The 13561-nt window shown below is 57.8% G+C and carries 13 protein-coding genes and 2 tRNA genes; 2 read left to right on the forward strand and 13 right to left on the reverse strand.

The window, feature by feature from the left end:
* Nucleotides 1-178 precede the first annotated feature (178 nt).
* On the forward strand, nt 179-988 hold the full coding sequence (locus KO539_RS00250) for a Crp/Fnr family transcriptional regulator (protein ID WP_034783188.1): 810 nt from the start codon (nt 179-181) through the stop codon (nt 986-988).
* Between the two features lie 87 nt (nt 989-1075).
* Here the strand turns inward: KO539_RS00250 and KO539_RS00255 are convergent, their stop codons facing one another.
* The 12 genes from KO539_RS00255 to KO539_RS00310 all read right to left on the reverse strand — a co-directional run bounded on the left by KO539_RS00255 (nt 1076) and on the right by KO539_RS00310 (nt 11801).
* Complete coding sequence (locus KO539_RS00255; RefSeq protein ID WP_219306860.1) at nt 1076-2491, reverse strand: CHASE3 domain-containing protein; 1416 nt, start codon at nt 2489-2491, stop codon at nt 1076-1078.
* 144 nt (nt 2492-2635) lie between these two features.
* Nucleotides 2636-3268 carry a response regulator transcription factor gene (locus tag KO539_RS00260; RefSeq protein WP_034783185.1) on the reverse strand — a complete coding sequence of 211 codons (633 nt, stop codon included), beginning with the start codon at nt 3266-3268 and terminating at the stop codon, nt 2636-2638.
* Between the two features lie 210 nt (nt 3269-3478).
* Nucleotides 3479-3883: a MerR family transcriptional regulator gene (locus KO539_RS00265; protein WP_035819952.1), complete on the reverse strand. Its 405-nt coding sequence runs from the start codon at nt 3881-3883 to the stop codon at nt 3479-3481.
* 10 nt (nt 3884-3893) lie between these two features.
* Nucleotides 3894-4241: an integration host factor subunit alpha gene (locus tag KO539_RS00270; protein ID WP_010399205.1), complete on the reverse strand. Its 348-nt coding sequence runs from the start codon at nt 4239-4241 to the stop codon at nt 3894-3896.
* A gap of 169 nt (nt 4242-4410) precedes the next feature.
* Complete coding sequence (pheT, locus tag KO539_RS00275; RefSeq protein ID WP_219306861.1) at nt 4411-6837, reverse strand: phenylalanine--tRNA ligase subunit beta; 2427 nt, start codon at nt 6835-6837, stop codon at nt 4411-4413.
* A 78-nt stretch (nt 6838-6915) separates the two neighbouring features.
* Nucleotides 6916-7932 carry a phenylalanine--tRNA ligase subunit alpha gene (gene pheS, locus KO539_RS00280; protein ID WP_034751917.1) on the reverse strand — a complete coding sequence of 339 codons (1017 nt, stop codon included), beginning with the start codon at nt 7930-7932 and terminating at the stop codon, nt 6916-6918.
* Between the two features lie 147 nt (nt 7933-8079).
* Nucleotides 8080-8439, reverse strand: coding sequence for a 50S ribosomal protein L20 (gene rplT, locus KO539_RS00285; RefSeq protein WP_010399214.1), 360 nt, complete (start codon nt 8437-8439; stop codon nt 8080-8082).
* Between the two features lie 26 nt (nt 8440-8465).
* Nucleotides 8466-8663 carry a 50S ribosomal protein L35 gene (rpmI, locus tag KO539_RS00290; RefSeq protein WP_010399216.1) on the reverse strand — a complete coding sequence of 66 codons (198 nt, stop codon included), beginning with the start codon at nt 8661-8663 and terminating at the stop codon, nt 8466-8468.
* 227 nt (nt 8664-8890) lie between these two features.
* The gene (infC, locus tag KO539_RS00295) at nt 8891-9451 is read right to left on the reverse strand and encodes a translation initiation factor IF-3 (RefSeq protein ID WP_205711303.1); all 561 of its coding nucleotides are present in this window, start codon (nt 9449-9451) and stop codon (nt 8891-8893) included.
* A 12-nt stretch (nt 9452-9463) separates the two neighbouring features.
* Entirely contained in the window at nt 9464-11371 is a 1908-nt protein-coding gene (gene thrS / locus KO539_RS00300) for a threonine--tRNA ligase (RefSeq protein WP_070280420.1), read from the reverse strand.
* 213 nt (nt 11372-11584) lie between these two features.
* Nucleotides 11585-11661: transfer RNA gene (locus KO539_RS00305), tRNA-Val, on the reverse strand.
* A gap of 63 nt (nt 11662-11724) precedes the next feature.
* Nucleotides 11725-11801: transfer RNA gene (locus tag KO539_RS00310), tRNA-Val, on the reverse strand.
* 137 nt (nt 11802-11938) lie between these two features.
* On the opposite strand from KO539_RS00310, the gene KO539_RS00315 reads away from it, so the two are divergent.
* Nucleotides 11939-12403 carry a hypothetical protein gene (locus KO539_RS00315; RefSeq protein ID WP_099400618.1) on the forward strand — a complete coding sequence of 155 codons (465 nt, stop codon included), beginning with the start codon at nt 11939-11941 and terminating at the stop codon, nt 12401-12403.
* Between the two features lies 1 nt (nt 12404).
* Here the strand turns inward: KO539_RS00315 and KO539_RS00320 are convergent, their stop codons facing one another.
* Nucleotides 12405-13517, reverse strand: a complete 1113-nt coding sequence (locus tag KO539_RS00320) for an acyltransferase (protein WP_219306862.1) — start codon at nt 13515-13517, stop codon at nt 12405-12407.
* Nucleotides 13518-13561 lie beyond the last annotated feature (44 nt).

Here is a 13561-nt window from a genome sequence, read left to right on the forward strand (position 1 = left end):
ACTACAAGGTGGCGACTGCTAATCTTATGTTCGCCACTTACATAAGCTTTTAAAGTAGCTACATCGCGATCTGCACCGCGCGGTTGAAAAAAACGCCGTTACCACATGGAGACGAGAGTTTTTTTTGACCAGCAACGCGGCAGTCGCACTCCGATGTAAAAAGCCTGTGAGGAATACTATGAGCCATACTCAACTTATCGCCCCGGTCCAGAAGAACCAGTTGCTGCCGCGCGCCATGCCGGCGGCCGGTCGGGAAATCAAGCTTGCGTCGCGGGTTAGTCTCAGCAGTGCACAACAGAATGAATTGCTGGCCGCCCTGCCGCGCGCCGCCCTCGAATCGCTGTTCGAAGACCTGGAACTGGTGGAACTGCCTTTCGGCAAGGAATTGTATGCCTACGGTAACAACCTGGAATACAGCTACTTTCCTACCACCGCCATCATTTCCCTGCTGTACGTAATGGAAGATGGCGCGACGACGGAAATCGCCGTCGTCGGCCATGAAGGCGTGGCCGGTGCCTCGCTGCTGGCAGGCGAGCGCGCCATGTGCACGGCCGTCGTGCAAAGCGCCGGCTACGGCTACCGCCTGAAAACGCAAAGCTTGCGCGATGCCTTCAATCAAGGCGGCGCCCTGCCCCAGCTGCTGATGCGCTACACCAACGCCCTGTTTGCGCAAATGGCGCAGAACGCCGTTGGCGGTCGCCACAGCTCGATCGAGCAAAAGCTGTGCCGCTGGCTGCTGGACCGCCTGGACCGTTCGCCATCGAACGAATTGAAAGTCACGCAAGAGCTGATTTCCATCATGCTGGGCGTGCGCCGGGAAAGCATCACGGCCGCCGCCGGCAAGCTGCAGGAAGAAGGCTTGATCCACTATCGCCGCGGCAATATCACGGTGCTGGACCGCGCCGGCCTGGAATGCTATGCGGGCGAGTGCTACAAGGTCGCCAAGACGGAATACGACCGCTTGCTGCGCGACGTGTCACGCTGCTGATGCGCTGCTGATACGCTGCTGATCAGGCAAGATAAACAAAAAAATGGCCGGGCTGCATGCCCGGCCATTTTTTTATCTCAAAGAAAATTACGCTTCGATATCCGCGTCGATGTCTTCCGGCTCCGGCGTCAGCGGCAGCGGAATCACGGCTTCCACGCAGGTCCCCTTGCCTTCCGGTCCCTGGCGCACGGTGAGGGTGCCGCCCAGCAACAAAGCCCGCTCGCGCATGCCCAGCAAGCCGTGCGACATGGGTTTTTGCAGCGCGTCTTCCGTGATGCCGATGCCGTCGTCGATGACGCGCAGCACCAGGCCGTGTTCGTTGCGTTTCAAGGTCACGCTGACCATGCCGGCGCGCGCATATTTCATGATATTCGTCAGCGATTCCTGCACGATACGGAACAGGGCGATCGTCAGGGTGGCTTCGCGGTTGTCGATATTGATGGCCACGTCCGTTTCGCAGCGTACCGAGCTCATGCGTGCAAAATCCTCGCAATAGCTTTCGATGGCCGCGCACAGGCCCAGGTTGTCCAGCAGGCTGGGGCGCAGGTCTTCCACGATGCGGCGCTTGAGCTCCACCGTTTCCAGCAAGGTGGCCTTGGCGCGGCGCAACTGCGCGGCCAGTTCCGGCTGCGTGTGCGCCAGTTGCTGGGTGACGGCGCCCAGGTCCATGCTGATCGAGGTCAGGTTGGCGCCTAGCTCATCGTGCAACTCGCGCGCCAGGCGTGCCTTTTCCACTTCATTGACGCTGATCAAATGGCGCGACAGCACGGATAACTGCTCCGTGCGCTTGCTGACCGTCGATTCCAGGTTGTCGTTGGCATTTTGCAATGCATACTCGACGGCCGCGCGGTTCTGGAAGCTGCGCCGCACCAGCTGGTAAAACATGATCAACACAAGGATGGCCAGGGCATTGATGCCGATGCCGAGCAGCACGGCTTTCTGGTACTCGTGGTAAAAGGCGGCGCTGCCGGTCGACAGCGCTTCATTCTGTTCGCGCGTCATGATCACCACCTGCAGGCGGATCTCGTCCATGGTGGCGCGGTCATCGGTGACACGGGAAATGTTGACGATCTCGGCCAGACCGCCCTGCTTGTAGACCTCGATCGACTCTTGCAGCATCGACATCTTGCGACGGATCAAGGTTTTCAGCTGGCCCAGGTTTTTCAGCTGGGTGGGACTGCCCGCGAGCAAGGTTTGCAACTCGTTGAATTCGTTTTCGATTTCGGTGGTGGCCGTCTTCGACGGCCCCAGGTAGGTTTCGGAGCCGGAAATGAAATAGCCGCGCAAGCTGCTTTCCGCATCGAGCACGAGCACGTTCAAATACTGCAGGCGGTCCGCCACGCGGGCGCTCTGGCTGAGCAACGCGTTCGTGCCCTTCAGCGACTGCAGATTATGATAGAGACTGAAACCATTGAGTACAAGCAGCAAGGCGCACGTCACGCACAGGATCGTCTTGTAGAGGGGCAGGCGGTGATTCGGGGCCGGTTCAGCGGTGAAATACATCCTGATGTGCATCCTTAGCAAGGTTCGGCGCGGGAGAGAGCGCCGGCGCCGGCCAATTATAGTCCTCGCCACAAACTGCTGCACTGCACAAGTCGTGCTGGCCAGCGGGCTGAGCGATCATGTTTCCATGATCGCACCGCAACGCTAGTCAAGCAAATTGTTTTTCATTGCGTAATAGGTCAAGTCGCTGTTCGATTGCAAGCCCATTTTTTCCATGATGCGCGTACGGTAGGTACTCACCGTCTTGATGCTCAGCGACAAGGCCACGCCGATATCGGATACCGTGGCACCGCGCGCCAGGCGCAGGAAGACCTGGAACTCGCGGTCCGACAATTCCGTATGCAGGGCCGCATTCGTGTCGCGGTCGAACGATTGCGCCAGCAACTCGCCCACCGTGGAACTGACGTAGCGGCGCCCTTGGAACACGGTGCGCACGGCCGTCATCAGCTCGTCGGCTTCGCATTCCTTGTTCAGATAGCCATTCGCGCCCATCTTGAACAGGTTCAGCGCATATTGCTGCGCGGGATAGCCGCTGAGGATCAGCACGGGCAACTCCGGCTGGCCCTGGCGGATCGTGCGCAAGGTATCGATGCCGCTCTGATCGGGCATGGCTATATCGAGCAGCAATACATCGCAAATTTCGCGGCGGGCGATATCGAGCGCTTCGCGCCCGGTACCGGCTTCCGCCACCACACTGAAGTCGCTCGACGACGAAAAAATCTGTTTGAATCCAGCTCGTACTATTTGGTGATCATCACAAATGGCAACGCGTATCATTGTTTCCCCTTAAATTTTCCTGGCCTGGGAAAGACTACCGGAACCTGAACGCTGCTCCGGTTCAGCGTCACTAACAAAAACGCAACATTAACATTATATTCAAAATATGGCGTGCCGTACGGTAGCGTCAGCGCCAGGACGGAGCACCCATGCAGTATAGTCAACTTAGTCAACTGCGACCGGACAACCCCACCTATATTGGTACAAATCTTATTTTAGCAAGTTTAAAATCGCAATTAATTCATGGCGTATCCACGCGCGGTCCAGCGGCGCTTCCTGCGGCACGACGGGCATGGCCGGCAGTACAGGCAGCTCGTCGGCGATGGCATGCGAGGCGCCACGACTGTCGAGCTTGTTGCGCGCGCCGCTGATGGTAAAGCCCTGCTCATACAGCAATTCGCGGATGCGGCGTATCAGCAGCACCTCGTGGTGCTGATAATAACGGCGGTTACCACGTCGTTTGACCGGTTTGAGCTGGGAAAACTCCTGCTCCCAGTAGCGCAATACGTGCGGTTTGACGCCGCACAACTCGCTCACTTCGCCGATCGTGAAATAGCGTTTCGCCGGAATGGGCGGCAAGGCGATCAACTCGGTTTTACTGATGCGCTCGTTCATCGCCACTCACTCAGGCAGCACGTGCCAGCGGACTGGTCTCTTCGACCATGCTTTTCAGCTTCTGGCTCGCATGGAAAGTCACGACACGGCGCGCCGTGATGGGAATCTCTTCGCCCGTCTTCGGGTTGCGGCCCGGCCGCTGCGGCTTGTCGCGCAACTGGAAGTTGCCGAAACCGGACAGCTTGACGGCCTCGCCACGCTCGAGCGCGTTGCGGATTTCGTCAAAGAACGTCTCGACCATATCCTTCGCTTCGCGCTTGTTCAGGCCCACTTGCTCGAACAACAGTTCGGCCAGCTCCGCCTTGGTCAAGGTGGGTAAATCTTTTTCCGCTTCCTGGCGCACTTTGGCAACCAGCATGGCCCGATGCAGATCGGCAGCCAGTGCGGATTGCAGTACGGCGGAATCAACGTCGCTGTTATTAATTTTCCTGCCCTGCCTTTTCTGTGCCCCGAGCCCGCCATATGGCAAGCTCGTCTACGGTTGACGACGGAAAGGCCGTCACGCAAGGCGACGGCCAGTCCGGTAATTACGAACGCAGTTTCGCGTCGTGGCCCTGCTTGGCGGCATCGATCAGGACAGCCATCAGGCCATCGACGACATCGTCTTGCAGGGTGTTTTGAGTATCTTGCAAGCTAATCCGGAAAGCAAGGCTTTTTTCATCCGCTTCCAGACCTTTTCCACGATATTCATCAAATAAAACAATGGCTTGCACGATACGCGCTGCCGGGCTAGCCTTGGCGGCGGCGTGGAAGCTGTCGAGCAGATCCTGCACCGCTACCGATTGCTTGACGACCACGGCCAGATCGCGGCTGGCGCCAGGGAATTTCGAGATTTCCTGGTACACGGGCACGATACGTTGCGTCAAGGCAGCGGCATCGACTTCGAACAGCACGGGCGCCAACGGCAAGTCGTACTTTTGCATCCAGCGCGGGTGCAATTCGCCGATGAAACCGATGACCTTGCCATCGAGTTCCACGTTGGCCGAACGGCCCGGATGCAGGGCCGGGTGCTCCGCCTTGGTGAAACGCAAGATCAGCGGCGCGAACAGCGCTTCCAGGTCCGCCTTCACGTCGAAGAAGTCGACCGTGCGTGCGGGCTGGCCCCACTGCTCGTCGGCCACCGCGCCGTAGGCCATGGCGGCCACGCGCTTCGGCTGGGCGTAGCCAGCCACCGACAACGGGCCGTTGTCCACGCTGTCGTCGCGCTGGTAGATGGCGCCCACTTCGAAGATGCGCACGCGGTTCGTCTTGCGGTTCAGGTTGTAACGCACGTTGGCGATCAGGCTGCCGATCAGCGAGGAACGCATCACGCTCATCTGGCTGGCGATCGGGTTCTGCAATTTGATCGGGTTCGCGTTGCCCGAGAAATCGCGCTCCCATGCCGTATCGACAAAGCTCATGTTAACCACTTCCTGGAAGCCCAGGTCGGCCAGCTCATGACGTACCGCAAACAAGGAGCGGGTATTCTCCGGTGCAATCTGCATCACGTTCGCGGCCACGGGCGGCAAGGTCGGGATGTTTTCAAAGCCGTACACGCGCGCCACTTCCTCGATCAGATCTTCCTCGATCTCGATGTCGAAACGGTAGCTGGGCGACGTCACGGAAAACACGCCATCAAGCAAAGTGAATGGCAGGGCCAGGCGCGTGAAGATGTCGGCGATCAACTCATCATTGAGCGGCACGCCGATGACTTTTTGCGCGCGCGCCGTGCGCATCGATACGGGCTGGCGTTGCGGCAGGTTCACCACGTGGTCGTCGACGGGGCCGACGGTGGTTGCTGGCGTGCCGCAGATTTCCACGATCAGCGCGGTAATGCGCTCGATGTGCTCAACGTTGGTGGCGAAATCGACGCCGCGCTCGAAGCGGTGCGCCGCATCGGTCGAGAAATTCAGACGGCGCGCGCGGCCTTGAATCGCGTTTGGCCACCAGAATGCCGCTTCCAGGTAGATGCTATCCGTATCGTCCGACACCGAACTGGCGTCGCCGCCCATGATACCGGCCAGTGATTCGATTTCCTGCTCGTCGGCAATGACGCCGAGCCACTCGTCGACGGCGATGGTGTTGCCATTCAACAGCTTGACGGATTCGCCCGCCTTGCCCCAACGCACGTCGAGGCTGCCGTGGATCTTGGCCAGGTCAAACACGTGGCTAGGACGGCCCAGTTCCAGCATGACATAGTTCGAGATATCGACCAGGGCCGACAGCGGACGCTGGCCGCTGCGCTCGAGGCGCTGCTTCATCCAGTCCGGCGTGGCTGCCTTGGCGTTCAAGCCGCGGATGACGCGGCCCGTGAAACGGCCGCACAGGTCCGGCGCGCTGACTTTCACGGGCAGGATTTCATCGCTGGAAACCGGCACGGTACGGAATTGCGGCACGTTCAGGGGCACGCCCGTCAAGGCCGACACTTCACGCGCGACACCCAGCACGGACAGGCAGTCCGCCTTGTTCGGCGTCAACTTGATGGTGAATTTCAAGTCGTTGAGCGCAAAGTAATCGCGGAAATTCTGGCCGATTGGCGCGTCGTCCGGCAATTCCATCAGGCCGGCGTTTTCTTCCGATAATTTCAATTCGCGCGCGGAGCACAGCATGCCTTGCGACTCGACGCCGCGCAGCTGGCCCACCTTGATTTCAAACGGCTTGCCATCGGCGCCAGGCGGCAGCACGGCGCCCGCCATCGCGCAGACGACTTTCAAGCCAGGACGCACGTTCGGCGCGCCGCAAACGATGTTGAGCATGGTGCCCGTGCCGACATCGACCTGGCATACATTCAGGCGGTCCGCATTCGGATGTTTTTCCATCTCCAGGACCAGGCCCACCACCACGTTCGAGAACGGCGGGGCGACAGGATCGACGTCCTCGACTTCGAGACCGGACATGGTCAGCAGATGGGCCAGTTCGTCCGAAGTCATCTTCGGATCGACCATGGTACGGAGCCAGTTTTCGGAAAATTGCATAATCAAGCCTTCAAAGGGTCAAAGCTCACAGCGCGAGCGCACAGGCGCTCAAGCGCCATGAATCAAACGGAACAATGCTTAGTTGAACTGCTTCAGGAAACGCAAGTCGCCTTCATAAAACAGGCGCAGGTCGTTGATGCCGTAGCGCAGCATCGTCAAGCGTTCCAGGCCGGAGCCGAAAGCAAAACCGATGAATTTCTCGGGATCGAGGCCGAAGTTTTTCACCACGGTCGGATGCACCTGGCCGGCGCCCGACACTTCCAGCCAGCGGCCTTTCAAGGGGCCGGAGCCAAAGGCGATGTCGATCTCGGCCGACGGTTCCGTGAACGGGAAGTACGACGGGCGGAAGCGCACCTGCAAATCGTCCGTCTCGAAGAAAGCCTTGACGAAATTCAGGTACACGCCCTTCAGGTCGGCAAAGCTGATGTCTTCGGCGATCCACAGGCCTTCGACCTGATGGAACATCGGCGAATGGGTGGCGTCGCTGTCGACGCGGTAGGTACGGCCCGGCGCGATGACCTTGATCGGCGGCGTGTGCGTGCGTGCATAGCGCACCTGCATCGGGCTCGTGTGCGTACGCAGCAGCAAGGGCTTGCCATCGGTGTCATTGCCATCGATGTAGAAGGTGTCTTGCATGGAACGGGCTGGGTGGTTTTCCGGGCTGTTGAGCGCCGTGAAGTTGGTCCAGTCGTTTTCGATTTCGGGGCCGTCGGCCACGTCGAAACCGATGGAACGGAAGATTTCCTCGACACGTTCCCACGTGCGCATCACGGGATGGATGCCGCCGGGCATGCGGCCACGGCCTGGCAGGGTCACGTCGATCGCTTCGGCGTTCAGACGGCCTTGCATCTGGGCATCGGCCAGCGCATCACGGCGCGCCGTCAGCGCGTCTTCGATCTGCACTTTGACGGCGTTGATCAGGGCGCCTTGCGCCTTGCGCGCGTCCGGGTCCAGCTTGCCCAGGCCCTTCATCATTTCAGTAATCTGGCCAGTCTTGCCCAGGTAACGGGCTTTGGCGTTTTCAAGTGCGGCAGCGTCTGCGGCGGCGATAAAGTCAGCCTGGGCCGAGACGACGAGTTCTTCTAGGGAGTTCATGCGGCTTTTCCTGTTTTGGAAATCAATCCTGGATTTAGTAATCTAGAACCCAACAATCAAAAACGGAAACGGGGCATAAGGTGTTAAAACCCCTGCCCCGCTCTTTATAACGTCACCCTACGGATGACGTTGTGCAATCACCGATGCTTACGCAGCGATTTTTGCTTTAACTGCGTTGACAATCGCAGCGAATGCTGGCTTGTCCATCACAGCCATATCGGCCAGGACTTTACGGTCCAGTTCGATATTTGCTTTTTTCAAGCCGTTCATGAATACGCTGTACGTTACGCCATGCTCACGGGAAGCGGCGTTGATACGAGCGATCCACAGGCGGCGGAAAACGCGTTTCTTGTTGCGGCGATCGCGGTAAGCGTATTGGCCAGCGCGCATAACTGCTTGCTTGGCAACACGGTATACACGGCTGCGGCGACCACGGTAGCCTTTAGCTTGAACAAGAATCTTTTTATGACGGGCACGAGCTGTAACCCCACGTTTTACTCTAGGCATAGTAACTCCTTATATTGAGTGTGAGATTAAGCAGTCGGCATCATGCGGTAGACGGATTTCACGTCAGACGCAGCGACATTGGTGGTACCGCGCAGAGCGCGTTTCAGCTTGGTGGTTTTCTTGGTCAAGATGTGGCGTTTGAACGCATGACCACATTTAACAGTACCACCCGGACGCACGCGAAAACGTTTTTTCGCAGAGCTTTTGGTCTTCATTTTAGGCATAGCAATCTGTCCTCTTACGGACAGCTCCATTTATAACAGGATTGCAGGTGGCAACACGACGCTGCGCTTAGATGCCTGCTTTCACATGCTGTGCAGCGGATGCGAGTCCGCTACAGTTCGCGCGGCCCGGACATTGCTGTCAGGGCCGCGCAAATTCTGCCTGGAATCTGGTGTCGTACCAATGCTGGCACAAACCACGTCGATCCACAGTAAAACGCTATTGTAGCTTACTTCTTCTTCTTAGGCGAAAGAACCATGATCATTTGGCGGCCTTCCATCTTCGGGAACTGCTCGACCTGGCCATACGGCTCCAGATCGGCTTTCAGACGTTCCAGCATACGGAAGCCAATATCCTGATGCGCCATCTCACGACCGCGGAAACGCAAGGTGATCTTGGTTTTATCGCCATCTTCGAGGAACTTGATGAGATTACGCAACTTGATATTGTAGTCACCATCATCAGTCCCCGGACGGAATTTGACTTCCTTCACGAGGATGATCTTTTGCTTCAATTTGGCTTCGTGAGCTTTCTTTTGCTCCGAATACTTAAATTTGCCGTAGTCCATCAAACGGCACACCGGTGGCTGCGCGGTAGGCGCAATTTCCACCAGGTCGACGTTTGCCTCTTCCGCCAGGCGGAAGGCTTCAGCCAAACTTACGATACCGAGTGGCTCGTTATCGACCCCGCTTAAACGCATTTCAGGGGCAGTGATTTCGCCATTGATGCGATGTGACTTGTCAGTAGCTATTGTAATTTCCTTTAAAAATCTTGTAAGACGGTCGTGCAGCGAGTTTCCTCGTCAGGCCTTGGTGTCGACTTCATGTTTGAGTCGCTCAATCAGGGCATCGACGGACATGACGCCCAGATCGACATTGCCCCGCGCCCGCACGGCCACTGTATTCGCATCCCGCTCTTTGTCGCCAATTACTAAGATGTAAGGCAATTTTTGTACGGAATGTTCACGTATTTTATAGGTAATCTTCTCGTTACGCAAATCAGCCTGTACACGCAGCCCCGCTTTGCGCAGTTTTGTTGTAACTTCCTGTACATAGTCGGCTTGAGCGTCGGAAATATTCAACACCGACACTTGCACCGGCGACAACCACAACGGCATGGCGCCCGCATAGTGTTCGATCAGGATGCCGATAAAACGTTCCAGCGAACCGACGATCGCGCGGTGCAGCATGATCGGCACCTGGCGCGTGTTGTCCACGGCCACGTATTCCGCACCCAGGCGGCCCGGCATTGACGGGTCGATCTGCACGGTACCCACTTGCCATGCGCGACCCAGGCTATCCTTCAGGTGATACTCGATCTTCGGACCGTAAAACGCGCCCTCGCCCGGCAATTCCGTCCATTCCACGCCGCAAGCGCGCAGGGCCGAACGCAACGATTCCTCGGCGAAATCCCACGACTCTTCCGTGCCGATGCGGTTATCGGGGCGCAAAGCCAGTTTCACATCGATATTCGTGAAGCCGAAAGCCGTGTACACATCCATCGCTTGCTGGTGGAAGGCCGTCACTTCGCCGGCGATCTGTTCTTCCAGGCAGAAAATGTGGCCATCATCCTGCGTAAAGCCGCGCACGCGCATCATGCCGTGCAAGGCGCCCGACGGCTCATTGCGGTGGCATTGGCCGAACTCGCCGTAGCGCAGTGGCAAGTCGCGGTAGCTGCGCATGCCATTGTTGAAAATCTGGATATGGCCAGGGCAATTCATCGGCTTGAGCGCATAGGCGCGGTTTTCCGATTCCGTGATGAACATGTTTTCACGGTAATTATCCCAGTGACCGGTTTTTTCCCACAGGCCACGGTCGAGAATTTGCGGCGCCTTGACTTCCTGGTAACCGTTGACCTGGTACACATTACGCATGTATTGCTCGACCTGCTGCCAGATCGACCAGCCTTTCGGGTGCCAGAAAATCAAGCCCGGCGCTTCTTCCTGGAAATGGAAGAAATCGAGCTGCTTGCCCAATTTGCGGTGATCGCGCTTTTCCGCCTCTTCCAGGTTGTGCAGGTACAGTTCCTGATCTTCCTTCTTGGCCCAGGCCGTACCATAGATACGCTGCAGCATCTCGTTTTTCGAGTCGCCGCGCCAGTAGGCGCCAGCCAGCTTCATCAGCTTGAACACTTTCAGCTTGCCCGTCGATGGCACGTGGGGTCCGCGGCACAAGTCCGTGAACTTGCCTTCGGAATACAGCGACACTTCCTGGTCGGCCGGAATCGAGCCGATCAGTTCAGCCTTGTACGCTTCGCCGATACCCTTGAAGTACTCGATGGCTTCGTCGCGCGCGACCACCTTGCGCGTGACTTGCTCGTCCTTCTTGGCCAGTTCCGCCATTTTCTTTTCGATCGCCGTCAAATCTTCCGGCGTGAACGGACGCTTGTAGGCGAAGTCATAGTAGAAGCCGTTGTCGATCACGGGACCGATGGTCACTTGCGCATCCGGGAACAATTCCTTGACGGCATACGCCAGCAAGTGGGCCGTCGAGTGGCGAATCACTTCCAGACCATCGGCGTCCTTGTCCGTCACAATCGCCAGTTCGGCGTCTTGCTCGATCAGATAGGAGGTGTCGACCAGCTTGCCGTCGACCTTGCCGGCCAGGGCAGCCTTGGCCAGGCCGGTACCAATATTGGCCGCAACCTGGGCCACGGTGACCGGGCCGTCGAATTGACGGGCGGAACCATCGGGAAGTCGGATTGTAAGCATATTGATCTCCATATCGGCGCTGGCGCCAGGTAAAACTGCAATGTGGTGTGGACTGAAAAACTGAAAGGAAAACGCAGACGCAAAAAAACGCGGACTAGCCGCGTTTTTCACTTTCTTGAGACAAAGGAAACCCATTCGACTAGCGTCACTCCCAAAGCTTGGTAGTAGTTCGCGGTGTCATAACCGGTTTACCCTTTCTCTCTAACTGCATTCTGGTGGGCGGTGAGGAATTCGAATCCCCGACCCCTTGGATGTCGACCAAGTATTCTAACCAGCTGAACTAACCGCCCGTAAAACTTTTTTATCGATTACTGCATCAGCAATCGCCTTTAAAACCATTTACTGCCAAATTCTGGTGGGCGGTGAGGAATTCGAATCCCCGACCCCTTGGATGTCGACCAAGTATTCTAACCAGCTGAACTAACCGCCCCGAAGACCAGCATTATAGAGAGGCTTTCCAAGAATGACAAGGGCTGTTTTACAGGAAACTTTAATCAGTTCTCCGGGCGTCAGCTCCCTTTATATAGAGGGAGCCCGCAGCGCCTTGAATGCCGCTAGAATCGCGACATGAACTCCACTATATTAGCCTGGCTGAAAACCCTGAGCCGCATCTGCGGTTTTGAAACGGCCGACTCCTTCCCGCCCAATCATCCCTACGCACGCACGCGCTGGGAAGCCGCGTATTTCGATATCGCCTCCGACGTAAAGCCCGACGAAATCGAACGGCGCATCTGCGCGGCCATCGCCAACACGCCGAGCGTCTTCGCCTACATCACCAATCCCACGCCACGCATGCAGCGCGCGCTGCTGAACGTGATCCACGACCGGCTGCGGCGCCAGCCCGGCGCGGGCGCCACCGACCTGGTCTTGTTATTGATCAACGCCTACGCCAGCGACCACATCACGGAAGCCGTGCCCGGCCTGCGCGCCCTGATCTATAACACGGAGCACGAAGACACGAATCTGCGCGTGCATGCGATCCTGGAGTTACTGGTCGGCACGCCGCGTGGACTGGACGTCATCGATATGTAGATCAAACATGATTGGCGGGAACGTAGCGCGCCCGCAGGCGCATGAATGGCGTTTCCACCAATGCATATAAAAGCCAGCCCGTGGCAATGCTGAGAGTAATCATCACGAGGATCGCCGGCACGCTGTCCGGCCCGTAACCCCTATCCTGCAAGATCGGACGCAGCAGGATGCACAACTGCTTGTGCAGCAAATAAATCGCATACGACCACAGGGCCAGGCTGGCCGCGCCCGGCACGCGCAGTTGATACAAGATGCTGGTGGGACTGAGCGCCGCGATCAGCAATAAAGTAAAACTGGCCGCCAGGGCCGGATAGCCGAACACCGTTACCCCATAGCCATAGTGATCGGTGAGAAACACATAAAACATCATCGCCGTGCCAGCGATTCCCGCCAGCAAGCTGCGGTTGCCGTATGACGTGAGGCGCGTCCAGGCGATGGGGTGGTAGTTTTTCAGCAGCGCCAGCGCCACGCCCGCCACCAATTCGTCGAAGCGGCACCACGAGGCATAGTAGATGTACTTGTAATAACCGAGGCCGCCGCGCGGCAGGTGCACATATTCATCCCACAGATAAGCGCGCACCAGCATGCCGACGATAAAGCTGGCGACCACGGCCAGCCAAGCCCACAGCAGAGATCTACGGCAAGCGGCGATCAGCAGCGCCACGGCCGGCAGCAGCACGTAGAACTGCTCTTCCACACACAACGACCAGGCATGCGAAAACGCCGTGCCCGGCGTCAGGTTGATGTTTTGCGTAAAGGTCAGGAATTTCCACAGAGGCAATAGCGCGCTATCGCCGCGAAACGCGGGCCACAGGTAATACAGGGCCAGCACGGCATAAAAACTGGGCAAGGTGCGCAGGAAGCGCCGCGCATAGAAACGCGGCAAGGAAAAGCCATGCTCGCTGCGCAGTGCCGCAAAGATCTGGTTGCCGATCAGATAGCCGCTGAGGGCAAAGAACAGGTCCACGCCTACCCAGCCGATTTCTCCCCAGAAACCAAATGCCCCGCCCTCGCTGACGAACAGCAAATAATGGTTCATGAAGACAAGCACGATGGCCAGCGCGCGCAAGGTATCGAGGCCATACAGGCGGGAAGAAGGTGAAGAGGACGACATGGATCTCGGCAAGGGAAAACAACGGTGGCGCCGATCATGCCACG

The organism is Janthinobacterium sp. NKUCC06_STL, assembly GCF_019345455.1.
GTDB lineage: Bacteria > Pseudomonadota > Gammaproteobacteria > Burkholderiales > Burkholderiaceae_D > Janthinobacterium > Janthinobacterium rivuli.